Origin of the sequence: Streptomyces pristinaespiralis (assembly GCF_001278075.1) — a bacterium.
In the GTDB taxonomy this organism is placed as follows: Bacteria; Actinomycetota; Actinomycetes; order Streptomycetales; family Streptomycetaceae; genus Streptomyces; species Streptomyces pristinaespiralis.
This window is the reverse complement of the sequence record NZ_CP011340.1, coordinates 5,587,091-5,612,880: the sequence shown is the minus strand read 5'-3', so window position 1 is coordinate 5,612,880 and position 25,790 is coordinate 5,587,091. Positions and strand designations below refer to the sequence as shown.

General features: G+C 70.4%; 20 protein-coding genes. 9 read left to right on the top strand and 11 right to left on the bottom strand.

What is annotated here, in order from left to right; translation table 11 throughout:
• The first annotated feature begins 67 nt into the window (after positions 1–67).
• The gene (locus tag SPRI_RS23935) at positions 68–1,258 is read left to right on the top strand and encodes a S8 family peptidase (RefSeq protein ID WP_005317437.1); all 1,191 of its coding nucleotides are present in this window, start codon (positions 68–70) and stop codon (positions 1,256–1,258) included.
• On the opposite strand, the gene SPRI_RS23930 is transcribed toward SPRI_RS23935, so the two are convergent.
• Entirely contained in the window at positions 1,255–1,860 is a 606-nt protein-coding gene (locus SPRI_RS23930; protein ID WP_005317433.1) for a DUF4291 domain-containing protein, read from the bottom strand. The two genes, SPRI_RS23935 and SPRI_RS23930, sit on opposite strands and share 4 nt — an antisense overlap.
• 82 nt (positions 1,861–1,942) lie before the next feature.
• Here SPRI_RS23930 and SPRI_RS23925 point away from each other — a divergent pair, with 82 nt between their 5' ends.
• Positions 1,943–2,308 (top strand): hypothetical protein, encoded by a 366-nt coding sequence (locus SPRI_RS23925; protein ID WP_053557282.1) that lies wholly within the window; start codon positions 1,943–1,945, stop codon positions 2,306–2,308.
• Positions 2,309–2,352: 44 nt separating this feature from the next.
• Here SPRI_RS23925 and mmsA read toward each other — a convergent pair whose 3' ends face one another.
• From mmsA to iolC, 5 genes are read right to left on the bottom strand one after another with little or no spacing between them, the layout of a single operon-like run.
• Positions 2,353–3,855, bottom strand: a complete 1,503-nt coding sequence (gene mmsA, locus SPRI_RS23920; RefSeq protein WP_053557281.1) for a CoA-acylating methylmalonate-semialdehyde dehydrogenase — start codon at positions 3,853–3,855, stop codon at positions 2,353–2,355.
• 14 nt (positions 3,856–3,869) lie between these two features.
• Positions 3,870–5,744 (bottom strand): 3D-(3,5/4)-trihydroxycyclohexane-1,2-dione acylhydrolase (decyclizing), encoded by a 1,875-nt coding sequence (iolD, locus tag SPRI_RS23915; protein WP_037774630.1) that lies wholly within the window; start codon positions 5,742–5,744, stop codon positions 3,870–3,872.
• Complete coding sequence (iolB, locus tag SPRI_RS23910; protein ID WP_053557280.1) at positions 5,741–6,565, bottom strand: 5-deoxy-glucuronate isomerase; 825 nt, start codon at positions 6,563–6,565, stop codon at positions 5,741–5,743. The genes iolD and iolB overlap by 4 nt, the downstream gene beginning before the upstream one ends.
• A 16-nt stretch (positions 6,566–6,581) precedes the next feature.
• Positions 6,582–7,466, bottom strand: a complete 885-nt coding sequence (locus tag SPRI_RS23905) for a Cgl0159 family (beta/alpha)8-fold protein (protein WP_053557279.1) — start codon at positions 7,464–7,466, stop codon at positions 6,582–6,584.
• Positions 7,463–8,602: a 5-dehydro-2-deoxygluconokinase gene (iolC, locus tag SPRI_RS23900; protein ID WP_053557278.1), complete on the bottom strand. Its 1,140-nt coding sequence runs from the start codon at positions 8,600–8,602 to the stop codon at positions 7,463–7,465. Before iolC ends, SPRI_RS23905 begins: the two co-directional genes overlap by 4 nt.
• Positions 8,603–8,733: 131 nt before the next feature.
• Between iolC and SPRI_RS23895 the strand changes: the two genes are divergently transcribed.
• The 4 genes from SPRI_RS23895 (at position 8,734) to SPRI_RS23880 (ending at position 13,016) form a co-directional block, all read left to right on the top strand.
• Positions 8,734–9,645 (top strand): sugar phosphate isomerase/epimerase family protein, encoded by a 912-nt coding sequence (locus SPRI_RS23895; protein ID WP_037774628.1) that lies wholly within the window; start codon positions 8,734–8,736, stop codon positions 9,643–9,645.
• Between the two features lie 209 nt (positions 9,646–9,854).
• Positions 9,855–10,052: a helix-turn-helix transcriptional regulator gene (locus SPRI_RS23890; RefSeq protein ID WP_037774626.1), complete on the top strand. Its 198-nt coding sequence runs from the start codon at positions 9,855–9,857 to the stop codon at positions 10,050–10,052.
• A 290-nt stretch (positions 10,053–10,342) separates the two neighbouring features.
• Positions 10,343–10,666 (top strand): heavy-metal-associated domain-containing protein, encoded by a 324-nt coding sequence (locus SPRI_RS23885; RefSeq protein ID WP_037774625.1) that lies wholly within the window; start codon positions 10,343–10,345, stop codon positions 10,664–10,666.
• Positions 10,667–10,811: 145 nt separating this feature from the next.
• Positions 10,812–13,016: a heavy metal translocating P-type ATPase gene (locus SPRI_RS23880; protein WP_078951367.1), complete on the top strand. Its 2,205-nt coding sequence runs from the start codon at positions 10,812–10,814 to the stop codon at positions 13,014–13,016.
• Between the two features lie 387 nt (positions 13,017–13,403).
• Here SPRI_RS23880 and SPRI_RS23875 read toward each other — a convergent pair whose 3' ends face one another.
• The 5 genes from SPRI_RS23875 to SPRI_RS23855 all read right to left on the bottom strand — a co-directional run bounded on the left by SPRI_RS23875 (position 13,404) and on the right by SPRI_RS23855 (position 19,535).
• Positions 13,404–14,693, bottom strand: a complete 1,290-nt coding sequence (locus tag SPRI_RS23875; protein WP_005317412.1) for a citrate synthase — start codon at positions 14,691–14,693, stop codon at positions 13,404–13,406.
• Between the two features lie 246 nt (positions 14,694–14,939).
• Positions 14,940–17,156 (bottom strand): SF1B family DNA helicase RecD2, encoded by a 2,217-nt coding sequence (gene recD2 / locus SPRI_RS23870; RefSeq protein WP_053557276.1) that lies wholly within the window; start codon positions 17,154–17,156, stop codon positions 14,940–14,942.
• A 411-nt stretch (positions 17,157–17,567) separates the two neighbouring features.
• Complete coding sequence (locus SPRI_RS23865) at positions 17,568–18,299, bottom strand: hypothetical protein (protein WP_005317402.1); 732 nt, start codon at positions 18,297–18,299, stop codon at positions 17,568–17,570.
• Complete coding sequence (locus SPRI_RS23860; RefSeq protein WP_005317401.1) at positions 18,296–18,814, bottom strand: SigE family RNA polymerase sigma factor; 519 nt, start codon at positions 18,812–18,814, stop codon at positions 18,296–18,298. Before SPRI_RS23860 ends, SPRI_RS23865 begins: the two co-directional genes overlap by 4 nt.
• 109 nt (positions 18,815–18,923) lie before the next feature.
• Entirely contained in the window at positions 18,924–19,535 is a 612-nt protein-coding gene (locus tag SPRI_RS23855) for a hypothetical protein (RefSeq protein WP_053557275.1), read from the bottom strand.
• A 515-nt stretch (positions 19,536–20,050) separates the two neighbouring features.
• Here SPRI_RS23855 and SPRI_RS23850 point away from each other — a divergent pair.
• The 3 genes from SPRI_RS23850 to SPRI_RS23840 are packed head-to-tail and all read left to right on the top strand — an operon-like array spanning position 20,051 to position 25,787.
• Positions 20,051–20,524 carry an SseB family protein gene (locus SPRI_RS23850; RefSeq protein ID WP_182327653.1) on the top strand — a complete coding sequence of 158 codons (474 nt, stop codon included), beginning with the start codon at positions 20,051–20,053 and terminating at the stop codon, positions 20,522–20,524.
• Positions 20,521–21,168 (top strand): hypothetical protein, encoded by a 648-nt coding sequence (locus SPRI_RS23845; protein WP_005316290.1) that lies wholly within the window; start codon positions 20,521–20,523, stop codon positions 21,166–21,168. Before SPRI_RS23850 ends, SPRI_RS23845 begins: the two co-directional genes overlap by 4 nt.
• Positions 21,168–25,787 carry a putative T7SS-secreted protein gene (locus tag SPRI_RS23840; RefSeq protein ID WP_238996250.1) on the top strand — a complete coding sequence of 1,540 codons (4,620 nt, stop codon included), beginning with the start codon at positions 21,168–21,170 and terminating at the stop codon, positions 25,785–25,787. Before SPRI_RS23845 ends, SPRI_RS23840 begins: the two co-directional genes overlap by 1 nt.
• Positions 25,788–25,790 lie beyond the last annotated feature (3 nt).

Below are 25,790 nucleotides of genomic sequence, written 5' to 3'. Positions count from 1 at the left end.
GCAACCGCACGTCCTGGCACCATGCACGCCCGTACTTGCCCGTAACAACCGGTCAACGAAAGGTCAGGTGCACGAGATGAGAGCAACTGCCCGTCGCGCCGGGGCGCTGATATCAGCCGCCGCCGCCGCGACCGGTCTCCAGTTCGCCGTATCCCCCACCGCGCACAGCGCGTCGCTCGGCGATCTTCGTCTCGCTCCCACTGCAACTGCCGTCGACAACAGCTGGATCGTCGTCCTCAAGGACGGCACGACCCGCGCCGCCGACCTCGGCGTCACGCCGAAGCACACCTACAACAACGTCCTCTCTGGCTTCTCCGCCGCGATGCCGGCCTCGAAGGCGAAGTCGCTCGCGGCCGATCCACGGGTCGCGTACGTCGAGCAGAACTCCACGGTCCGCCTGAACGACACCCAGTCGAACGCCACGTGGGGCATCGACCGCGTCGACCAGCGGAACCTGCCGCTGTCGAAGACGTACACCTACAACACCACGGCGTCGAACGTGAACGCCTACATCATCGACACCGGCATCCGCACCTCCCACAGCGAGTTCGGCGGGCGCGCCAGCGTCGGCACGGACACGGTGGGCGGCGGCCAGAACGGCCAGGACTGTCAGGGACACGGCACCCATGTCGCCGGCACGGTCGGCGGCAAGACCTACGGGGTGGCCAAGAGCGTCAACCTCATCGCCGTTCGCGTCCTCGACTGCCAGGGCTCCGGCACCACCGCCGGCGTCATCGCCGGCATCGACTGGGTGACCGCCAACGCCAAGAAGCCCGCCGTGGCCAACATGAGCCTCGGCGGCAGCGCGAGCGCGTCGCTGGACGACGCGGTGAAGAAGTCGATCGCCTCCGGCGTCAGCTATTCCGTCGCGGCGGGCAACGGCCTGCCGATCCTCGGCATCCCGGCCAACGCGTGCAACTACTCTCCCGCCCGCGTCCCCGAGGCGATCACGGTCGGCGCGACGGACAGTTCCGACCGCAGGGCCTCGTTCTCCAACTACGGGACCTGTCTCGACCTGTTCGCGCCCGGCGTGGACATCACCTCGGCCTGGAAGGACAACGACACCGCCACCAGCACCATCTCGGGCACGTCGATGGCGACCCCGCACACCGCGGGCGTGGCCGCTCTCTACCTCTCGGCCCACCCGACGGCCACCCCGGCGCAGGTCCGGGACGCCCTGGTGAACAACGCGACGACGGGCAAGGTCCAGAGCCCGCTGACCGGTTCCCCGAACAAGCTGCTCCACTCGCTGTTCTAGCCCGCGGAGGGCACCAGATGCCCGAGGAGCCCCGTGTCCGCCGGATACGGCCGCTCCTCGGGCAACAGGCGTCCGGCCCCGGCCAGGTCGCCCTCGAGCACGAGCCGACGCATCTGCCGCGCGAGCGGGGTCACGTCGGTGATGCCGGTCGTCCACTCGTCCGCGTAACGGCCGGCCGCGTCGCCGCCGAGTCCCAGCTGCAGGGACCGGTAGGGCAGTGGATTCAGCCGGAGGTCCCGCTCCGGGTCCCACTGCACCCGCGCGGGCGCCTGCCGCAGCTCCCGCTTCCACGCCTCCCGGCTTTCGTGCACGCCCTCCTGATAGTGCGACAGGCAGGCGTTGCGCAGCGCCCACTCGAAGCCGTCCCGCCGGATCTCGACGGCGAGCACGGTCTCCTGATCGGCCTTGGTGGCCCAGCCGCAGCGGTACATCATCCACAGGAACGACGGCTTGATCCATGTCATCCGCTCCCGCTTCCACGCCGCGGGGAACCGCCCGTCGCGGGCGGCGGGCACGCCGATGGCCGGAGAGTACGCCTGGTAGACGGTGACGGTGTCGTCGGTGTACCGGGCGCGTACGCGGTGGCGGGGTTCGTCGGTCATGGCCCACAGCGTGCGGGCAAACGCCGTTGTCGGGCCAACGGATTACGCCCTAGGATCGCGGCCATGAAGACCTTCGGAGGCCATGCCGCGTAGGCGGCCCGGGCACGTCCGCGCCGAGCAGCGGGTGCGGGAGCGGTGCCGGAAGAATCGGATGCGGCCCGTCCACGGGATCTCGCGGCACACGCAGTACGAGATCGTGCGCATCGAGGAGACCCGCAACTACCTGTGGACCGGTGCCGTCGGCGAGTCCCTCGACTTGTGGCGCACCTTCGTCGGCCGGCCCGACCGGCGGCTGTGGCGCGACGACGAGGACGGCTGTACCGAGTGGCTCTGCTGCGGTGATCCCCTCCGCGCGCGTGACATGCTCGAAGGCGCCGTGCTGGCCCTTCCCCGTCGCGCCGCGCGCGAACTGCGCGCCATGGTCCTCGCGTTGGACGACCGTTACTGAGACGCGGCCCGTGCGGGATCCGCACGGGCCGCGTCACACGCGTTTCAGTGGTTGCGCGGGAAGCCCAGGTCCACGCCCGCCGGGGCGTCCGCCGGGTCGGGCCAGCGGGTGGTGACGACCTTGCCCCGGGTGTAGAAGTGCACGCCGTCGTTGCCGTAGATGTGGTGGTCCCCGAAGAGCGAGTCCTTCCAGCCGCCGAAGGAGTGGTAGCCCACCGGCACGGGGATCGGCACGTTGACGCCGACCATGCCGGCCTCGATCTCCAGCTGGAAGCGGCGGGCCGCACCGCCGTCGCGGGTGAAGATCGCCGTGCCGTTGCCGAACGGCGAGGCGTTGATCAGCGCCACGCCGTCCTCGTACGTCTCCGCGCGCAGCACGCACAGCACCGGGCCGAAGATCTCGTCGCGGTAGGCGTCACAGTCCGTGGAGACCTTGTCGAGCAGGGACAGCCCGATCCAGTGGCCGTCCTCGAAGCCGTCGACCGAGTAGCCGGTCCCGTCGAGGACGACCTCCGCGCCCTGGGCGGCCGCGCCGGTGACGTAGGAGGCGACCTTGTCGCGGTGGGCCGCGGTGATCAGCGGGCCCATCTCGGAGGCCGGGTCGTCGCCGGGGCCGATCTTGATCTTCTCGGCGCGCTCGCGGATCTTGTCCACCAGCTCGTCACCGATCGCGCCGACGGCGACGACCGCGGAGATCGCCATGCAGCGCTCGCCCGCCGAGCCGTACGCCGCCGACACCGCGGCGTCCGCGGCGGCGTCGAGGTCGGCGTCCGGCAGGACGAGCATGTGGTTCTTGGCACCGCCCAGGGCCTGCACGCGCTTGCCGTTGGCGGAGGCGGTGGTGTGGATGTAGCGGGCGATCGGGGTGGAGCCGACGAACGAGACCGCGGCCACGTCCGGGTGGGCGAGCAGCGCGTCGACGGCCACCTTGTCGCCGTGCACGACGTTCAGCACGCCGTCGGGCAGACCGGCCTGTGCGGCCAGCTCGGCGAGCAGGTTGGCGGCAGAGGGGTCCTTCTCGCTGGGCTTGAGGACGAAGGTGTTTCCGCAGGCGATGGCCAGCGGGAACATCCACATCGGCACCATCGCCGGGAAGTTGAAGGGGGTGATGCCGGCGACGACACCGAGGGGCTGGCGGATCGAGGACACGTCGACCCGGTTGGAGACCTGGGTCGACAGCTCGCCCTTGAGCTGGGTGGTGATACCGCAGGCCAGCTCCACGATCTCCAGGCCACGGGCGACCTCACCGAGCGCGTCCGAGTGCACCTTGCCGTGCTCGGCGGTGATCAGGGCCGCGATGTCGTCGCGGTGCGCGTCGAGCAGGGCGCGGTAGCGGAAGAGGACCGCGGTGCGCTGCGCCAGGGACGAGGTGCCCCACGTCGTGTACGCCTCCCGGGCCGCGGCCACGGCCGCGCCGACCTCGTCGGCGGAGGCCAGGGCGACCCGCGTGGTGACGGCTCCCGTCGCCGGGTCGGTGACCGGGCCCCAGTTCCCCGACGCACCTTCGACGGTCTTGCCACCGATCCAGTGGTTGACGGTCTTCGTCATGACGAAAAGCTCCTTCAGAGATGGCGGCGTCGGGCGGCGGCCTGCCGGTCGTACTCCTCACGGGCCTTCACCGCCGACGGGCGGGTCGCGGTCTCGGCCACAGGAACATCCCACCACGCCTGTGCGCCGGGCGGGCCCGACACAGTGTCTGCCGTTGCGGTCTCCACGTAGACACATGTGGGCACGTCGGCCGCGCGAGCCTCGGCCAGGGCTTCACGCAGGTCACGCACGCTGCGGGCGCGGATCACCCGCATCCCGAGGGACTCGGCGTTGGCGGCGAGGTCGACGGGCAGCGGCGGGCCGGTGAAGGACCGGTCGGCGGCCCGGTGACGGTAGGCGGTGCCATAGCGCTCCGCCCCCACCGACTCGGAGAGGCCGCCGATGGAGGCGTACCCATGGTTCTGGAGGATGACCATCCGGATGGGGACGCCCTCCTGGACCGCGGTGACGATCTCGGTCGGGTTCATGAGGTACGTGCCGTCGCCGACGAGCGCCCACACGGGCCGGCCGGGGGCCGCCATGGCGACGCCGATGGCTGCGGGGATCTCGTAGCCCATGCAGGAGTAGCCGTACTCGACGTGGTACTGGTCGGCGGACCGGCTGCGCCACAGTTTGTGCAGGTCGCCCGGGAGGGAGCCGGCGGCGTTGATGAGGATGTCGTCGCCGGTCACCAGCGCGTCGAGCGCGCCGAGGACCTGCGCCTGGGTGGGGGCGGCGTCGGGGTCGGAGGCGGTGAAGGCCGCGGTGACCCGCTCCTCCCAGGCCTTCTTCGCCGATGTGTACTCCGCCCGGTACCCGGCGTCGACGCGGTGGTCCCCGAGCGCCGCCGTGAGCTCCTCGAGGCCGGCGCGGGCGTCGGCGACGACCGAGAGGCCGGCCAACTTGTGGGCGTCGAAGGCGGTGATGTTGAGGTTGACGAAGCGGACCGCCTCGTTTCGGAACAGCGTCGAGGAGGCGGTGGTGAAGTCGGACCAGCGCGTGCCGACGCCGATCACGAGGTCCGCGGTGCGGGCGAGGTCGTCGGCCGTGGCGGTGCCGGTGTGACCGATGCCGCCGATGTCGCACGGGTGGTCGTACGGCAGCGATCCCTTGCCGGCCTGGGTGGAGGCGACCGGGACGCCGGTCGCCTCGGCGAACGCCCGCAGCGCCTCCTCCGCCTCCGAATGGTGCACGCCGCCGCCCGCGACGAGCAGCGGCCGGCGGGCGGAGCGCAGGGCCCTCGCCGCCTCCGCCAGTGCCTCGGCGTCGGGACGCGGCCGGCGGATCCGCCAGGTCCGCTCGGTGAAGAACTCCTCGGGCCAGTCGTACGCCTCCGCCTGCACGTCCTGCGGAAGCGCGAGCGTGACCGCGCCGGTCTGCGCGGGGTCGGTCAGGACCCGCACGGCCTGGAGCGCGGCGGGCACCAGCGCCTCCGGGCGGACGATCCGGTCGAACCAGCGGGAGACGGGCCGCAGGCAGTCGTTGACCGACACGTCGCCGGCGTAGGGCACTTCGAGCTGCTGGAGGACCGGGTCGGCGGGCCGGGTGGCGAAGGTGTCGCCGGGGAGCAGCAGGACGGGAAGGTGGTTGATGGTGGCCAGCGCCGCGCCGGTGACCAGATTGGTGGCGCCGGGGCCGATGGACGTGGTGACGGCCTGCGCGGAGAGCCGGCGCGACTGGCGGGCGTGGCCGACGGCCGCATGGACCATGGCCTGTTCGTTGCGGCCCTGGAGATAGGGCATGTCGCTCTGGGCCTCGAGCAGTGCCTGGCCCACGCCCGCCACGTTCCCGTGGCCGAAGATGCCCCATGTGGCGCCGATGAGCCGGTGGCGGCGGCCGTCGCGCTCGGTGTACTGGCGGGCGAGGAACGCGACGAGGGCCTGGGCCGTGGTCAGCCGTCGGGTGGTCACCGGTAGCCCTCCGTGCGGTCGGGGTGGAAGCGGATCAGCCACTGGCGGTCGTCGCCGGGGCCCGCCATCACATTGAGGTAGTACATGGTGTGCCCGGGCTCCGCGACGGACGGGCCGTGCCAGCCGTCGGGGACGAGGACCGCGTCACCGCTGCGGACCTCCGCGAGAAGGTCGGCGCCGCCCGGCCGGGACGGGGAGACGCGCTGGTAGCCGAGGCCGTCGTCCTCGATCTCGAAGTAGTAGATCTCCTCGAGCTCGCTCTCCTCACCCGGCCGGTGCTCGTCGTGTTTGTGCGGCGGGTAGGAGGACCAGTTGCCACCGGGGGTGAGCACTTCGACGGCGATCAGGCGGTCGCACTCGAAGGCGTCCGCCGCCGCGAAGTTGTGGACCTCTCGGGCCTGGCTGCCACTGCCGCGGGCCTCGACGGGTACCTCCGGCGCGGGGCCGTAGCGAGCGGGGAGTCGGCGCTCGCACCTCGCTCCTGCCAGGGCGAAGCGGCCTCCCGCGCCGGAGGCGATCTGGGCACGGGCGTCACGCGGCACATAGGCGAAGTCGCTCACCGCGCCGAACACGCTTTTCCGCCCGTGCAGTTCGAAGGTCTCGCCTTGCGTCTGCACCGTACAACCGCCGGTGAGCGGCAGCACGATCCACTCGCTGTCCCCGGCGGTCAGAAGATGCGACCCGCCCGGCGGGAGCTCGAGCACCCGCAGGGCGGAGTACTCCCAGCCGGCCTGGTCGGGTCCGATGCTCAGGGCGTACGGGGCGCGCGCGGCGCTGCCCGCCGGGAGGTGGAGACGCTGCTGCCTGCTGTTGTCGTCCATGCCTTGTGCGTACCCCCTAGAGCAGTCCGACGGCCGTGTCGACCGCGCCCGCGACGTCGCCGTCGACCGGATAGAGCAGTGAGCGGCCCACCACGAGTCCCTGCACCGTGGGCAGTTGCAGCGCGCCGCGCCATTTCTCGTAGGCACCCTCCTGGTCGTCGCCTATCTCGCCGCCGAGCAGCACCGCCGGCAGGGTGGAGGTCTCCAGCACCGTCCGCATGTCGTCGGGGTCGTCGGTGACGGGCACCTTCAGCCAGCTGTACGCGGAGGTGCCGGCCAGCCCGGAGGCGATGGCGATGGACAGGGTGACGGCCTCGGCGCTGAGATCGTTGCGGAGCCGGCCGTCGGTGCGGTGACAGATGAACGGCTCTATGAAGACGGGAAGCCGACGCTCGGCCATCTCGTCGACGGCGCGGGCGGCGGCGTCCAGAGTGTCGAGGGAGGCCGGGTCGTCGTAGTCGATACGGAGCAGCAGCTTGCCCGCGTCGAAGCCGAGCCGTTCGAGGTCGCGCGCGCGGTGCCCGGTGAACCTGTCGTCGAGTTCGAAGGCGGCGCCTGCCAGGCCCCCGCGGTTCATGGACCCCATGACGACCTTGTCGTCGAGGGCGCCGAGGAGCAGCAGGTCGTCGAGGATGTCGGCGGTGGCGAGGACGCCGTCGACGCCGGGCCGGGACAGCGCGAGACAGAGCCGCTCCAGCAGGTCGAGACGGTTGGCCATGGCGAGGCGGCGGTCGCCGACGGCGAGGGCCCCGCGGGCGGGATGGTCGGCGGCGATGATCATCAGCCGTCCGCCGGCGCCGAGGAGCGCGGGCCGCCGCCGCCTGCGGACGGCCGCCTCGGCGACGGCTTCCGGGTGGCGGGTGCGGATGCCGACGAGCTCGGCGATGTCGACGCGGCTCATGAGGGCTCTCCGCGCGCCTCGCCCCGGACGGTCTTCGGCGGGGCCGGACGGGGCGCCGGCCGGCTCGCGCCGGGCGGGGCGGGGGCGCTGCCCGGTGGGGCCGGGGGTGGGCCGGGGGCCGGGGGTGGGCCGAGGGCCGGGGGTGGGCCGGGGGCCGGGGGTGGACTGGGGTCCGGTGGGGGCGGGCCGCCCGCGAGGACGGTCTCCACCTCGTGCGCGTACGGCATCGCCGTCGAGCAGGCGAGCCGGGCCGCGGCGATCGCCCCCGCCGCGTTGGCGTAGCGCATCGTCTGCTCCAACTCCCGTCCGGCGAGCAGACCGTGGCACAGCGCCCCGCCGAACGCGTCACCGGCGCCGAGGCCGTTGACGACGTCGACCGGCACGGGCGGAACCTCGGCCCGGGTGCCGTCGCGGTGCAGGGCGAGTACGCCTTTGGGGCCCTGTTTGACGACGGCGAGTTCGACGCCGGCCGCGAGCAGCGCCCGCGCGGCGGCGTCCGGCTCGTGCTCGCCGGTGGCGACCTCGCACTCCTCGAGATTGCCGACGGCGACGGTGGCGTGGGCCAGGGCCCGCGCGTAGTGGGGCCGCGCCTCGTCCGGGTCCTGGTCCGGCCAGAACATGGGCCGCCAGTCGAGGTCGAACACGGTCGTCCCCGAGCGGGCCCGGTGCTCGAGCGCGGCGAGCGTCGCGGACCGGCTGGGCTCCGCGCACAGCCCCGTGCCGGTCACCCAGAAGACCCGCGCGGCACGGATCTGCTCCAGGTCCAACTCGCTCTCCCGGATCTCCAGATCGGGCGCCTTCGGCTGCCGGTAGAAGTAGAGGGGGAAGTGGTCCGGCGGGAAGATCTCGCAGAAGGTGACCGGCGTCGGGTACCGACCCACCGGTGCGACCCACCGGTCGTCCACGCCGAACTCCCGCAGCGCCTGGTGCAGATACTCACCGAAGGCGTCCTGTCCGGTCCGGGTGATCAGCGCGGTCCGCCGGCCCAGCCTGGCCGCGGCGACGGCGACGTTCGCCGCCGAACCGCCGAGGAACTTGCCGAACGTGTCGACCTGCGCCAACGGGACCCCGGCGCGCAGCGGATAGAGGTCGACCCCGATCCGGCCCATCGTGATCACGTCATACGGCTGAGGCATGCGCGTCCCTTCGGTTCGAACCGCCGGCGTGAGTCAGGTCTAGCCCTCTCCCGCGAACCCTGTCAACATTTTGTCCTTACATTCGGACCAAGTCTTGACACCTTTCTCCGGCGGCCGGAAAGCTGGCCGGCATGACCTCATCCGTCCCCGCCCTGAACCGCATCCGGGTCGGCTCGGCCCCCGACTCCTGGGGGGTGTGGTTCCCCGACGATCCCCGGCAGGTCCCCTGGCAGCGCTTCCTGGACGAGGTGGCCGACGCCGGTTACGAGTGGATCGAGCTCGGCCCTTACGGCTATCTGCCGACGGACCCTGCCCGCCTGGCGGAGGAGACGCGGCGGCGCGGCCTCAAGGTCTCGGCCGGGACCGTCTTCACGGGGCTGCACCGCGGTCCGGCCGTGTGGGACGAGACCTGGGCCCATGTGTCCGACATCGCGGCGCTCACCCAGGCCATGGGCGCTTCGCACCTGGTCGTGATCCCGTCCTTCTGGCGCGACGACAAGACGGGCCGGGTGCTCGAGGACCGCACGCTGACTCCGCAGCAGTGGCGCGATCTGACGTCGCAGACCGAACGGCTCGGCCACGAGGTGCGTGAACGCTACGGCCTGCGGATCGTCGTCCACCCGCACGCGGACACCCATATCGACACCGAGGAGAACGTCACGCGTTTCCTCGACGCCACCGACCCCGACCGGGTCTCGCTCTGCCTGGACACCGGTCACTACGCCTACTGCGGCGGCGACAGCGTCAAGCTCATCGAGACCTACGGGGAGCGGATCGGCTACCTCCATCTCAAGCAGGTGGATCCGGCCGTCCTGGCCCGGGTCGTCGCCGAGGAGGTGCCCTTCGGACCCGCGGTCGGCCGCGGGGTGATGTGCGAGCCGCCGGCCGGGGTGCCCGCCCTCGAACCGGTACTGACCGCCGCGCAGTCGCTGGGCGTCGACCTCTTCGCCATCGTCGAGCAGGACATGTATCCGTGTCCGCCGGACAAACCGTTCCCGATCGCCGAACGCACACGCGGTTTCCTCCGCTCCTGCGGCGTCTGACACTCCGCATCACCTCTGTCACCGTTGTCTCCCGCGCATCACACTTGTCTCCATTACGCACGCCTTACGTCACAGACCGTCAACAGGTGTACCCGCTCTGCCACTTCGCGTCGTTCAACGGGCACAGGCTCAGTGATCGCCAGCGTCCGCGCGGCAGCTCCCCCGACGGCATACCGACCGCCTCTGCTGCGCACGCAGGGAGGTACCACATGACGGACAGAAGGCTCTGGTCCTACAAGGACATCGCCGCGCACATCAAGGTGCAGCCGGACACCGTCCGCTCTTACCGCAAGCACGGCCTGCTGCCGCCGCCCGACCACGTGGAGGCCGGAAAGCCGTACTGGTACGCGGACACGGTCCGCCGCTGGGTGGCCAACCGGCCCGGCAACAGGGGCCGCAGAGAGTGAGAGGCGCCGCGGCAGGAGAATCACGGCCCCGCACCGGTGACGGTGCGGGGCCGTTCCCGTGCGGCGGACCACACGCTTTCGCGGGCCTCGCACCCCTTCGCCGTGCGGCGGACCACACACTTTCGCGGTCTCGCACCCCCTTCACCGCGCGGCGCTACCCATAGATACCCCCTAGGGGTATAGTGGATGTCATGACGCCGGGGGATGCGACATCCACCCCAGCCCCTGGCGCACCATGTCCGTACGCACGCACCCGCGCATGCGTCGAACCACCGGAAGAGGAGAACCACATGACCGCCGAGACGAAGGCCGGCCTCGAAATCGTGGACACCGCGGCGACCGGCTCCTGCTGCTCGTCCACCGGCTCCTGCCACGACGCCGCCACGGACGCGCAGACCGACGGCATCACCACGGTCTACCAGGTCACCGGCATGACGTGCGGCCACTGCGAAGGCGCCGTCAGCAGCGAGATCTCCGAGCTCCCCGGCGTCAGCTCCGTGACGGCCGTCGCCGCCACCGGCCAGGTCACCGTGGTCTCCAAGGCCCCGCTGGACGAGGCCGCCGTACGCGCCGCCGTCGACGAGGCCGGCTACGAGCTGGTGGGCCGGGCCTGAGCGCCCACCGCCTTCCCGGCGCCGTCAGGGCCGGGCCGTACCCCACCAGTATCCGGCCGGGCCGGATACTGGTGGGGTACGGCCCGGTCGAGTGCGTGGAGTGCTGAGCGTGGAAACATCCGAGGTGGAGCTCACCATCGGCGGCATGACCTGTGCGTCCTGCGCGGCTCGCGTCGAGAAGAAGCTGAACCGCATGGACGGCGTCACCGCCACGGTCAACTACGCCACCGAGAAGGCGCGCGTCTCGTACCCGGCGGGCACGGAGGTCGCGGACCTGATCGCGACCGTGGTGAAGACCGGCTACACCGCCGAGGAACCGCCGCCGCCCGCTCCCGCGCCGGACCCGGCGCAACCCGCCGCCGCGGAGGCCGGCCCGGGCCCCGCCCCCGAGCAGGACGCCCTGCGGCGACGGCTCGTCGTCTCGGCGCTGCTCGCGGCACCGGTCGTACTGCTGTCGATGATCGGCCCGCTCCAGTTCGACAACTGGCAGTGGCTCTCACTGACCCTCGCCGCGCCCGTGGTGGTCTGGGGCGCCCTGCCCTTCCACCGGGCCTCGTGGACCAATCTGCGGCACGGCGCCGCCACCATGGACACGCTGGTGTCCACCGGCACGCTGGCCGCCTTCGGCTGGTCGCTGTGGGCGCTGTTCTTCGGCACCGCGGGCATGCCCGGCATGCGCCACGGCTTCGACCTCACGGCGGGCCGCACGGACGGCGCCTCGGTGATCTACCTCGAGGTCGCCGCCGGCGTGACCGTCTTCATCCTGCTCGGCCGTTACCTCGAGGCCCGCTCCAAGCGGCAGTCGGGCGCGGCGCTGCGGGCCCTGATGGACATGGGCGCCAAGGACGTGGCCGTCCTGCGGGACGGCACGGAGGTACGTGTACCGGTTGACCGCCTCGCCGTCGGTGACCGGTTCGTCGTGAGGCCCGGGGAGAAGATCGCCACGGACGGCGTCGTCGTGGAGGGCGCCTCCGCCGTCGATGCCTCGATGCTCAGCGGCGAGTCCGTACCGGTCGACGTGTGGCCGGGCGAGCCCGTCACCGGCGCGACCCTCAACACCGCCGGCCGGCTGGTCGTCGAGGCCACCTCCGTCGGCGCGGACACCCGGCTCGCCCGCATGGCGAAGCTCGTGGAGGACGCCCAGAACGGCAAGGCGCAGGTGCAGCGGCTCGCCGACCGGATCTCGGCGGTCTTCGTACCCGTCGTCCTGCTGATCGCCGCCGCCACCCTCGGCGCGTGGCTGGGCGCGACCGGTGACGCGACGGCCGCCTTCACCGCCGCCGTGGCCGTGCTGATCATCGCGTGTCCGTGCGCCCTGGGCCTCGCCACGCCGACCGCGCTGATGGTGGGCACCGGACGGGGCGCGCAGCTGGGGATCCTCATCAAGGGGCCCGAGGTACTGGAGTCCACCCGCAGGGTCGACACCGTCGTCCTGGACAAGACCGGGACCGTCACGACGGGCCGGATGACCCTCCAGGGCGTGCACCCGGCGGAGACCGCCGACGCCACGGAACTGCTGCGGCTGGCGGGCGCGCTGGAGCAGGCCTCCGAGCATCCCGTCGCACGGGCGGTTGCCGAGGGCGCGGCGGCGCGCGTGCAGGGCCCGCTGCCCGCCACCGAGGACTTCGTGAACATGCCGGGCCTCGGTGTGCGCGGCGTCGTCGAGGGCCACGAGGTGCTGGCCGGCCGCGCACGGCTGCTGGAGGAGGCCGGGGTCGAACTGCCCGAGGAGCTTCTGCGCACGGCGGCCGGCGCCGGCGGTCTCACCGCCGTGTTCGCCGCGCGGGACGGCAAGGCTCTCGGCGTCCTGACCGTCGCCGACGCGGTCAAGGACACCAGCGCCGAGGCGGTACGGGAGCTGCGGGCGCTCGGCCTCGCCCCCGTCCTGCTGACGGGCGACACCAGGGCCGTGGCCGAAAAGGTGGCGGCCGAGGTGGGCGTGACGGAGGTGTACGCGGAGGTCGTGCCCGAGGAGAAGGTGAGCCTGGTCGAACGGCTCCAGGCACAGGGCCGCACGGTGGCGATGGTCGGCGACGGCGTGAACGACGCGGCCGCGCTGGCGACGGCGGATCTGGGCCTGGCGATGGGCACCGGGACGGATGTGGCGATCGAGGCGGGAGACCTCACTCTCGTGAGGGGTGACCTGCGTGTCGCGGCTGACGCGATCCGTCTCGCACGGCGGACTCTGGCCACGATCAAAGGCAATCTTTACTGGGCCTTTGGCTACAACGTGGCGGCACTGCCGCTGGCGGCATCCGGCCTGCTCAACCCCATGATCGCAGGTTTTGCGATGGCCTTTTCGTCCGTTTTTGTGGTGTTCAACAGCCTGCGGCTGCGCTCCTTCTCGTGACTACAAACAGGTCACAAGACCTTCACAACGAGACCTAGATCACAGATATTTAGGGGTAACCATTCAGGCTCCTCGCGAGTCTAAGTGGTCGATGCCGAGAACGTCTTGGGGGACGTTCATGGGATGTCTTGGGGGACGTCCCAGAGGCAAGCGTTGGCCGGGGCACGTGCACCGGGGAGCTTTGAGCGGCCCTCCCGTACGTACCCCGGCATACCGCGTGCGGAGCATTGCGCGCGGTCGGACGCCCGGCCGGATCCCGTGGGGGGAATCCGCTGTCGGGGATATGGGAAGCGCCCCGCCCGCCGACCCGTGGGGGGATCGGCAGCGGGGCGCTTTCCGCTGTGCGGGCGGTGGGCCTTGGGCCCCCCGCCCGTGCAGAACGGGGCCTCAGCGAGCCTCGACCGGGACGAAGTCGCGCAGGACCTCGCCGGTGTAGATCTGGCGCGGGCGGCCGATGCGGGAGCCGGGCTCCTTGATCATCTCGTGCCACTGGGCGATCCAGCCGGGAAGCCGGCCGAGCGCGAACAGCACGGTGAACATCTCGGTCGGGAAGCCCATGGCGCGGTAGATCAGACCCGTGTAGAAGTCCACGTTCGGGTAGAGGTTGCGCGAGACGAAGTAGTCGTCGGAGAGCGCGTGCTCCTCGAGCTTCAGCGCGATGTCGAGCAGCTCGTCGGACTTGCCGAGCGCCGAGAGGACATCGTGCGCCGCGGCCTTGATGATCTTCGCGCGCGGGTCGAAGCTCTTGTAGACCCGGTGGCCGAAGCCCATCAGACGGACGCCGTCCTCCTTGTTCTTCACCTTGCGGATGAAGGAGTCGACATCGCCGCCGTTGGCCTGGATGCCCTCGAGCATCTCCAGCACCGACTGGTTGGCGCCACCGTGCAGCGGGCCCCACAGGGCGCTGATGCCGGCGGAGATCGAGGCGAACATGTTCGCCTGCGAGGAGCCGACCAGACGCACGGTGGACGTGGAGCAGTTCTGCTCGTGGTCCGCGTGCAGGATCAGCAGCTTGTCGAGCGCCGAGACGACGACCGGGTCGAGCTCGTACTCCTGCGCCGGGACCGAGAAGGTCATGCGCAGGAAGTTCTCCACGTAGCCGAGGTCGTTACGCGGGTAGACGAAGGGGTGGCCGATCGACTTCTTGTACGCGTACGCCGCGATCGTCGGCAGCTTCGCGAGCAGCCGGATCGTCGAGAGGTGGCGCTGCTTCTCGTCGAACGGGTTGTGGCTGTCCTGGTAGAACGTCGACAGCGCACTGACCACCGACGACAGCATGGCCATCGGGTGGGCGTCGCGCGGGAAGCCCTGGAAGAAGCGCTTGACGTCCTCGTGCAGCAGCGTGTGCTGCGTGATCTCACCCTTGAACGTGGCGAGCTCGTCGACGGTCGGCAGCTCACCGTTGATCAGCAGGGACGCCACCTCGAGGAAGGTGGAGCGCTCGGCCAGCTGCTCGATCGGGTAACCGCGGTAGCGCAGAATGCCCTGCTCGCCGTCGAGGTAGGTGATCGCGGATTTATAGGCGGCGGTGTTGCCGTATCCGCTGTCCAGGGTGACCAGACCGGTCTGGGCTCGGAGCTTCCCGATGTCGAAGCCCTTGTCACCGACGGTGCTCTCGACCACCGGGTAGGTGTATTCACCGTCCGCGTACCGCAGTACTACAGAGTTGTCGCTCACGTCATCCCTCACCGACGTAGTGCCTCTTCTTCGAGGTGCCCTGACTGTCTCTACCATCCCCCATTTGGCTCAGGAGAGTGCACTCGGGGTCGACCATTGGGCCTATCGGCGGCACTCAGTGCCGCCAACCTGCTCATCTTGCCCCCTTCGCCCCGCTTCCGGAAGCCAGGGTGGGGGTGGGGTGGTGTTTCCCACCCCTGAGGCCGCTCGAACCGCCCGGCCCGCCGGGCCCGCCGGCGGGCCGGCTCACACGGCGAGGCGGTGCGCGAGGCCCGTGCAGCGCCTGCCTGCGGAAACGGTCCGGACCGCCTGGCCTATCGCCTTACGGGACCCGACCAGGACCACCAGTCTCTTCGCCCGGGTGACGGCCGTGTACAGCAGATTCCGCTGGAGCATCATCCACGCCCCCGTGGTGACGGGGATCACCACCGCCGGATATTCACTGCCCTGCGAGCGGTGGATGGTCACCGCGTACGCGTGCGCCAGCTCGTCCAGCTCGTCGAAGTCGTACGGCACCTCCTCGTCCTCGTCCGTCAGAACGGTCAGCCGCTGGTCGTCCATGTGCAGGGCCGTGACGACACCGACCGTGCCGTTGAAGACACCGTTGCGCCCTTTCTCATAATTGTTGCGGATCTGGGTGACCTTGTCGCCGACACGGAAGACCCGGCCGCCGAACCGCTTCTCCGGGAGGTCCGGCCGGGCCGGGGTGATGGCCTGCTGGAGCAGCCCGTTGAGCGTCCCGGCGCCGGCCGGGCCGCGGTGCATCGGCGCGAGCACCTGCACGTCCCGGCGCGGGTCGAGGCCGAACTTCGCCGGGATCCGGCGGGCCGCCACGTCGACGGTCACCCTGCCCGCGTCCTCTGTCTCCTCCTCCACGAACAGGAAGAAGTCCGGCAGGCCGGAAGTGATGGGCGGCAGACCGGTGTTGATCCGGTGGGCGTTGGTGATGACACCCGACTGCTGCGCCTGCCGGAAGATCCGTGTCAGGCGCACGCTCGGCACCGGGCCGCCGTCCGACAGAAGGTCGCGCAGCACCTCCCCCGCGCCGACGCTCGGCAGCTGGTCCACGTCCCCCACCAGCAGCAGGTGCGCGCCCGGCGCCACGGCCTTGACCAGCTTGTTGGCGAGCAGGAGGTCGAGCATGGACGCCTCGTCGACGACGACCAGGTCCGCGTCCAGCGGCCGGTCCTTGTCATAGGCCGCGTCACCGCCGGGCTTGAGCTCCAGCAGCCGGTGCACGGTCGACGCCTCCGCGCCCGTCAGCTCGGCGAGGCGCTTGGCCGCGCGGCCGGTGGGAGCCGCCAGCACCACCTTGGCCTTCTTCGCGCGGGCCAGTTCGACGATCGAACGGACCGTGAACGACTTGCCGCAGCCGGGGCCGCCCGTCAGCACGGCGACCTTGGCGGTCAGGGCAAGCCTGACGGCCGCCTCCTGCTCGGGCGCCAGCTCGGCGCCCGTGCGGTCGGCGAGCCAGGCCAGCGCCTTGTCCCAGGCGACGTCCCGGAAGGCGGGCATCCGGTCGTCCTCCGCGGTCAGCAGCCGCCGCACCTGCCCGGCCAGGGACAGCTCGGCGCGGTGGAACGGCACCAGGTACACGGCCGTCACGGGCTCTCCCCCTTCCGGTCCGGGCACCCGCTCCCGCACGACGCCCTCCTCGTCGCCCGCGAGCTCCCCGAGGCACTCGATGACGAGCCCGGTGTCGACCTGGAGCAGCTTCACCGCGTCGGCGATCAGCTGCTCCTCCGGCAGGAAGCAGTGCCCCTGGTCCGTCGACTGCGACAGGGCGTACTGCAGTCCCGCCTTGACCCGCTCGGGACTGTCGTGGGGTATGCCGACCGCCTGCGCGATCTTGTCGGCGGTGAGGAAGCCGATGCCCCACACATCGGCGGCCAGGCGGTACGGCTGGTTCCGCACGACCGAGATGGAGGCGTCCTCGTACTTCTTGTAGATCCGCACCGCGATGGACGTCGAGACGCCCACCCCCTGGAGGAAGACCATGACCTCCTTGATGGCCTTCTGCTCCTCCCAGGCCACGCCGATCATCTTCGTCCGCTTCGGGCCGAGGCCCGGCACCTCGATGAGGCGCTTCGGCTCCTTCTCGATCACGTCGAGGGTGTCCGTACCGAAGTGGTCGACGATCCGCTCGGCGATCTTCGGGCCGATCCCCTTGATCAGTCCGGAGCCGAGATAGCGCCGTATGCCCTGGATCGTGGCCGGCAGGACGGTGGTGTAGTTCTCCACCGTGAACTGCTTGCCGTACTGCGGGTGGGAGCCCCAACGGCCCTCCATCCGCAGCGATTCGCCGACCTGTGCGCCGAGCAGCGAACCGACGACGGTGAGCAGGTCGCCGCCGCGGCCGGTGTCGACGCGGGCGACCGTGTAGCCGTTCTCCTCGTTGGCGTACGTGATCCGCTCGAGCACGCCTTCGAGCACAGCGGGTTGGAACACGACCGGATTGGACATGCCCCGACGTTATCGCCGCGCTCCGACAGTGCGGGCGCCCTGTGGAAAACAGCGGCGGCGCAGCGGCCGCCGGTCACGGCGGGCGGCCGGCGGGGGCCTGAGGGGCCCCGGTCGGCGGGGGCCTGAGGGGCCATAGGGCCCGGTCCGTGACCGGGCCCCTCGCGCCCCCTCCGCCAAGGCCGGCGCCCTCCCCCCGGATGCGCTCCCCCGGAGCCTTGACGACACATACGACTCCGGTCACGCCGGGATGGTTGCACGAACACGGGGAGTGATTCCTGCCATCTTTGAGCGCATACTTCCGGCCGCGCCGCGGCGGGCTTCCCCTGCATCAGGGCCACTGCCCGGCCGGGGCCGCGTCACGGACACCCCGTGGCCGGGCCGAGCCTCCCCGGTCATCGGTCCGCACGCGCGTCAAGGCCCGGACACCGCCCCGAAATACCGCTCCGCCAGCACCCCTCCGTCCGCCCCGTACGCCGTGACCGTCCAGCCCTCGTCGGCTGTGGAGGCATCGCCGAAGGCGTAGTACGCACCCCAGCCCGGTTCGCCCGGGAGGCGCAGCGCGGAAGCCGGGGAGCGGGCGCCCGAGTCGGTCCGGACCTCGATCCGGGCCGGGAGCAGTCGGGTGCGGAACGCACCGTGGTGGAGGAGCAGTTCGCCGTCGTGGATCCTGCCGCCACTGAGGCTCTCCGGTCCGATGTTGTCGCCCGTGTAGCCGCGGGCCGCGTCGACCGACTCCGCGATGTCCCCCGCGCCCACCACATAGTTCTGCGCACCGTCGGGCAGCAGCGCCATGCTGTGGCCCCGCCCGATCGGCTCCGGCTCGTACGGGCCGACCGTGCGGACGGCCGTGGGCAAGGCCGTGACCGGCGGTGCGGTCGCGGGCGGGGACGGGGTGTGCCGCCGCGTCAGTTCACCGCTCAGGGGGACGACGGCCAGTACGGCGACGAGGGCGGTGACGCCGCCCGCCATGGCCGCGGTGCGGCGCCGGCGCGCGGCCCGGCCCCTGCGCAGCACGCCGTCCACCGGGGCCGGGCCCACGGGTACGGCGTCCGCCTCACGGCGCAGGGCGTCGCCGAGCCGCATGTCCGTGTCGCTTCTCATGTCGCCGGCTGCGTCGTCGTTCACGGCTGCGTCCTCGTTCACGGCTGCCGCTCCCCCGTCATGTGCGCCGGGACGATGCCCGGGTGCTCGCGCAGCTTCTTCAGCGCGCGTGCCGTATGACTGCGCACCGTACCGATCCCGGTGCCGAGCAGCCGGGCCACCTCGCTCTCGCTGCGGTCCTCCAGATAGCGCAGCACGACCACCGCCCGCTGCTTCGGCGGCAGTTGGCCGAGCGCGTCCATCACGGCGCCCCGCTGGGTCACGGTGTCGGTCCGGTCCGGGGCCGCGGTCTCGGGGAAGCGGGTGGTGAGCCACTCGCGGAGCCGGGTGCGCCGCAGCCGGTCCACATTGAGGTTGATCATGATGCGCCACACATAGGAGTCGGGGTCGTCGGCCCCCTGTACGCGCTCCCACTTCACGTACGCCTTGGCCAGGGCGGCCTGCACCAGGTCCTCCGCGTCGTGGTGGTGTCCGGTCAGCAGATGGGCGGTACGGAGCATGCGCGGCCAGCGGCTGACCACGAACGCCCGGAATTCCGCCTCCGCGCTCGTCTTCAAGCGAGTCCTCGTGTTCGCCGTCCGCGCGCGGCGCGTGCCACGCTGTTGTGCCGCTCCCTCGTGGCCGGCGCAACAGCGTGACACGGCCGCCCTACGGGCGGGACTGGCGTCAGCGGCCGGCCGCGAAGGGCTCGAACGACAGGGTGGCGAGCACCGCCCCGTCCGCGCCGTAGGCGGTCACCACGGTGGTCTCCTTCGGCGCCCCGGCACCCGCGGCGTCGAGGTAGTACGTTCCCCAGCCCGGCTCACCCGGCAGCATCAGCATGCCCGCGGCCTGCTCGGGGCCGGCGCCGACGCGGACGGTGATGCGCGAAGGCACCGTGTCCGTACGGAACGCGCCCGTGAACAGGGCGTCGTCCCCGTCGGTCTGCAGCCCGCCGCTGAGGCTGTTCGCACGGATGCTGTCCCCCACGTACCCCTTGGCCTGCTCGACGACGGACGCGAAGTCCTCCCACGCCACGACGTAGTTCTGCCGGCCCTGCGGGAGCAGCCCCATCTTCGCGCCCTGGCCTATCTCCACGGGCCGGTACGGCTGCACGACGCGCGGCCCCGCCGTGCTGGCCGTGACGGCCGTGGCCGCGGCGGGCGCCACGCTGCCGGTGCCGTCGGCCGCGGCCGTGGTGGTCTGCGCCGTGCCGTCGCCCAGGGCAAGCGCCGTTCCCGCGCCGCCCGCGAGAGCCATCGCCATGACCCCTGCCATGACGAGCCTCTTCGTCTTCATCGGTCCTCCGCTGGTCGTGTCCGTGGTCGGTGTTGCCTTCATGTCTCAGACGGAGGACGACGCCGGCTTCTATGTCAGCGTTGAAGAATTTCTTTCCGGACGGGCCCGCGGAACGCCACAGACGCGCCCGGTGCCACGGAACACATCACCACGCCCACGCCGGACCGCCTCCCCCTCACGGCGTCCCCCGGCCACCGGCTCCACGTGGCCGGCGCCATGGCCGATGAGGCAACCGGGCTTGCTCTCCTGACCGGTCAGGACTGCAGCCTCACCACTCGCGCGGGCGCGCCGCTCATCCGCGCCGTGGCGTTCTCGGCAGGCGGCTGGGCGACGTTCGTGGCGGCGGCCAAACGTGGCGACCTGTCCACACGAACGCCCGGTTGTGGAGGCGTCTTTGCGCCACCGCATGCGATGTACCTCATTGCGGGCGGAAAGTTCCTCGTGACAGCATTCCGTAGGTGAGTGACAACGGGGATGACATATCGGGGCCTGACCGCCTCTCCAGACTTTCGGAGTTGGCCGAGCTGGCTGGTCCGACCGACCAGGGAGAGCTGGTCGAGCGGGCAGATGAGCCGGTGGCCGTGCCTGCCGAGCGGTCGGCGGTTCCCGCTGCGTCGGTGGTGGATGAGGTGGTGGTGGGTCGGCGTGGGTTTGCGCGTTTGCTGGGGGAGTTCCGGCGTGCGGCGGTGTTGGTGCCGTTCGATGCGCAGGGGAGTTTGTGGACGGCGGATTTCAACGGGGTGCGGTGGATTTGTGCGTTCTCCGACGAGGAGGCGCTGTCGCGGTTCGCGCATGCTCAGCAGGATGCGGGGCGTGAGTGGGAGTACCGGACGGTGCTGGGTGCGCGGTTGTTGGATGTGATGGTGCCGATGCTGCCGGGCCCGGCGGGTGTCGCGCTGGATGCGGGCAGTGACGAGGGCATGTTGTTTCCGCCGGTCGAGGGTGTGGTGCCCGAGGCGGCGGTGGTGGATCTCGGGGGGACACGGTGAGTGGGGAGCAGCCGGATCTTGCGGCGCCGCCGTCGGCTTTGGTGGAGATCGCGAGTGGTATCGATCTGGCGCATGCGGAGCTGAAGGAGCTCGGCATGATCGGGGAGGCGACGACGGGCCGGGGGTTTTCTGATCTGGCCTTGTCCGGTCTGGAGTTGGGGCATCCCGGGCTGACGTCGGAGTTCGAGACGTTCTGCAACCGGTGGGAGTGGGGGGTTCGGGCGCTCACGATGAAGGGCAATCTGGTCGCTCAGGCGTTGGGTCTGTCGGCGGGGTCGTTCGCGGAGCAGGAGCAGTACGTCAAGGACAGCATCAAGATCGGTGTGAACTCGCTGAACGGTAATCCGCATCTGTCGGAGGACGAGGTCAAGCAGATGAGCTGGGACACGATCCGTGACCAGCACGCGTGGGACAACGCGGACTGGAGCGGTGAGTCGTTCTCGCAGGCGCATGCCGAGGTGAAGCAGACGTGGGCCAACACGACGTATGACGTGATGGATGCGCAGAACGACGCGATGGAGCGGGCGGGGATCCTCGATCCGTCGGTGCGGGAGCGGTTGGACGCGCAGTTGCGTGAGGATCTTGATCCGGATCAGGCGACGGTGGATCAGGCTGAGCAGCCGCGGTGGGGGGAGAGTCGCTGATGGTGGACTGGGGCGGGCTGGTCGACAAGGGCGTCGACATCGTCGACGACGGGATCGACAAGGGCAAGGAACTGGTCGGCGAGGGTGTCGACTATGTGACCGACAAGGCCGGGCAGGGGCTGCGGCACTACGGCTACGACGGTGTGGCCGAGGCGGTCGAGGACTGGGGGGACGAGACCGCCTCGTCGCTCGGTGCGCAGGTGGGTGAGCAGCAGCTCGGCCAGAGTGAAGAGGCGAACGAGCTGATTCATGGCCGGCCGGAGAAGATCGCCGAGTCGGTGAAGAACCTGCGGGACTTCCACAAGGCGTTCGACCTGGTCGGTGGCGGGCTGAAGAAGATGGACTCGGCCCACTGGAAGGGTGAGGCGGCCAACACCTTCCGGGAGAAGTTCGAGCCGCTGCCCACGGACTGGCTGCGCGCGGCGGACGCGTGCGAGGACGCGGCCAAGGCTTTGGAGACCTACTCCAAGGCGATCACCAGCGCGCAGGGCAAGGCGAAGGAGGCGATCGCCCTCTACAGGGAGGGTGAGAGCGACTCCAAGAAGGCGGCCGAGGCGTACAACAAGAAGGTCGAGGCCTACAACGCGGCCCGCAACGGGGACAACCCGCTGCCGGACCCGGGTGAGTTCTCCGACCCGGGCAAGGCCAAACGGGCCCGGGCACGGGAGATCCTCGCCGACGCCCGCAAGGCCCGCAACGAAGCGGCGGAGGCTGCGAAGAGTGCGGTGACGGCGGCGATGGCACACGCGCCGAAGGAACCCACGGGCCGGGACAAACTCAAGGCCGAGTTCATGGACCATGCGATGGCTCAAGGCATCGAACTGGCTCACGTCGGCGCGGGGTTCGTCAAGGGGGGCGCAGGCATTGTCAGCTTCGTGCGTTCCGTCAACCCGCTCGACATGTACAACCTGACCCACCCGGCCGAGTACTACAAGGGCGTCAACATGACGCTCGCCGGTATCGCCTCCACCGTCGCCAACCCGGACCGGGCCCTGAAGAACGCCTGGGAAACCTTCAAGAGTGACCCGGCCGAGGGAATCGGCCGTCTGTTCGCCGAGGCGGTCGGCACCAAAGGCGCAGGCGCGGCCAAGGGCCTGGTCACCGCCGGCAAACGCCTGCCCGACGCCAACAAGCCGGGCAGTACCCGAGGTGATCACGAGAAGAACCCGGACAGCAATGGCAAGAAGTGCACAGAGACCAAGTGCGACCGGGACCCCATCGATGTCGCGACCGGTCGCATGCTCCTGCCGCAGACAGACATCGTCCTGCCCGGCTCACTGCCACTGGTGTTCCAACGCACGCATGACTCCTCACACCGGTCCGGCCGCTGGTTCGGCCCGACCTGGTCCAGCACGGTCGACCAACGCCTGGAGATCGACTCCGAAGGCGTGGTGTTCAGCTGTGCCGAGGGCAGCCTGCTGGCCTATCCGCACCCCGCGCCGGGTGTCCCCGTCCTGCCCACGCACGGACGGCGCTGGCCAATCGACCGGGTCGACGACGGCTACACGATCACCGACCCCGAAACCGGCCAGGTCTGGCACTTCACCGACCACACCGCCGAACTCGCCCTGTTGGCGCAGATCGACGACCGCAACGGTCGCTGGATCACCTTCGAGCACGACGAATCCGGCGCTCCGACGTCGATCGTCCACCACGGCGGCTACCACCTGAAGCTCACCACCGCGGACGGGCGGGTCACTGCCCTTCACCTCGCCGGCGCCGCACCCGACGGCAACGACCAGGAGATCCTCCGCTACGGCTACACCGACGGCCACCTCACCGAGGTCACCAACTCCAGCGGCCGGCCCCTGCGCTTCGGCTGCGACGAACAGGGCCGCATCACCTCCTGGACCGACACCAACGGCAGCCACTACGACTACGTCTACGACGAGAAGGACCGCTGCACCTACCAGACCGGCTCCAACGGACACCTCGAGTCCCACTTCACGTGGGACGACACCGACCCGGAAACCGGCCTGCGGATGACCTCCATCACCGACGGCCTCGGCCACACCAAACGCCACGTCATCAACGAGCGCTCCCAGGTCGTCGCCGAGATCGACGCACTCGGCGCGGTCACCCGCTACGCATACGACCGCTACAACCGACTTCTCTCCCGCACCGACCCCCTCGGCCACACCACCCGCTCCACCTACGACGAAAAGGGGCGGCTGACCGAGGCGGAACGCCCGGACGGACGCCAGTCACGAGCCGAGTACAACGAACTCGGCCTGCCTGTCCGTATAACCGGCACCGACGGAAACGTCACCCGCCAGACCTTCGACGCCCGTGGCAACCGCACCGCGGTCACCGGCCCGACGGGAGCCACGACCCGCTTCACCTACGACCAGGCAGGCCACCTCACTCGCATCACCGACGCCCTCGGACACTCCTCCACCGTCGTCTGTGACCGCACTGGCCTGCTTATCGCCGTCACCGACCCCCTGGGCGCGGTGAGCAGCTACAAACGCGACGCCTTCGGTCGCCCCGTCTCCTTCACAGACCACCTCGGCGCGACGACCCACCTGGAGTGGACCGTCGAGGGCAAGCTCGCACGCCGCACCGAAGCGGACGGCACCCAGGAAACATGGACGTATGACGGCGAAGGTAACTGCCTCACCCACACCAATGCCTCAGGGGCGACCGTCGCCTTCGAGTACACCGACTTCGACCTGCTGCGAACCCGTACGGAGCCTGACGGCGCACGGTACGAGTTCACCCACGACACGAATCTCCGCCTGACCGAGGTGACCAACCCGCAGACGCTGGCGTGGACGTACACGTATGACCCGGCAGGCCGTCTGGTCGCGGAGACTGACTTCGACGACCGGACGCTGACCTACGTGTACGACGCGGCCGGGCGGCTGACGTCCCGTATGAACGGGCTGGCGCAAACCGTCACGTACGAGCACAATGAAATCGGCCAGGTCGTTTGCAAGAACGCGGCGGGCGCGGTCACGGCGTTCGAATACGACATCTTCGACGAGCTGGCGGCGGCCACCGGCCCGGACGCGACGCTGGTACGGCTACGGGACCGCTTCGGCCGCCTCAAGTCCGATACGGTGAACGGGCGTACGCTTTCCTTTACCCACGATGCACTGGGCAGGCGAACGGGCCGGACGACCCCGGGTGGGGTGGCGAGCAGCTGGTCGTACGACGCAGCGGGCCGCCGGGCCGCACTGACCGTATCCGGCCGGACTCTCACCTTCACGCACGACGAGCTGGGGCGCGAAACATCCCGTACGGTGGGCAACTTCACGTCTCTGACCTCCTCGTTCGATGTGAGGGGTCGTCTCACGGCCCAAGAGATCACCGCCGGTGATGGCCGTCGTCTCCAGCACCGCGCGTACTCCTACCGTCCCGATGGCAACCTCGTCGGCATCGCCGACTCACTCTCCGGCGCCCGCCGCTTCGACCTGGACGCGGCAGGCCGCGTGACGGCCGTACAAGCGGCCGGGTGGACGGAGCGGTACGCCTACGACGAGGCAGGCAACCAGGCGGACGCCTCCTGGCCGTCCACCCACCCGCCCCACGAGTCGACCGGCCCCCGCACGTACACGGGCATGGGCATCACACGCGCGGGCTCCGTCCGCTACGAGCACGACGCCCAGGGTCGCACCGTCCTGCGCCAGAAGACCCGCCTCTCACGAAGGCCGGACACCTGGCGCTACGCGTGGGACGCTGAGGACCGCCTGACGTCGGTGACGACACCGGACGGCACGGTCTGGCGGTACGCATACGACCCTCTGGGCCGCCGAATATCCAAGCAGTCGCCCTTGGAGACAGTCCACTTCACCTGGGACGGCGCTACCCTCTGCGAACAGACGACAGAGGACACGACCCTCACCTGGGACTACGCCGGCTTGCGCCCCCTTACCCAGACGGAACGCCGCCACGGCTCAACCGACGACCGTTTCTTCGCCATCGTCACGGACCTGATCGGTACCCCGACGGAACTCGTCGACGAATCCGGCGCCTTGGCCTGGCGTGCCCGCACCACCCTCTGGGGCACGACCACCTGGACCCGTGACGCTACGGCGTACACCCCGCTCCGCTTCCCGGGCCAGTACTTCGACCGCGAATCGGAACTCCACTACAACTTCTTCCGCTACTACGACCCAGGAATGGCCCGCTACCTCACGCCAGACCCCCTGGGCCTGACCCCGGCAGACAACCCGGTCACGTACGTCCACAACCCTCACACGTGGAGCGACCCCCTCGGGCTCGGTCCATGTCCGCCCCGGATCCAGGGTGGAGGCTGGGACCTCACTGGGGATGCAAACCCGCTGAGCATCATCCCGAAGGACGCCGTTCAGGAACCTTGGAAGCCGATCCCCGGTGGTGTCGAGCACGGCATCAAGTGGAAGTGGACGGACGATGTCACGGGCAAGACAGTGCGTATGCGCGTCCACGGGCCCGACCTCGGCCCACACGCCGGCCCCAACGCCAGCAGCGGCCCCATCTACCGCATCCAGATCGGGCACCAGTTCCAGGACGAGGCGGGCAAGCTCTACCACGCGCAGATCGGAAACGTGAACAGTCCGAACTATAATGAGGCGGCGATCAACGACACCCACATTCCGTGGCCCAGCCATCTGCCGGTGCCATACCCGCACTGAACT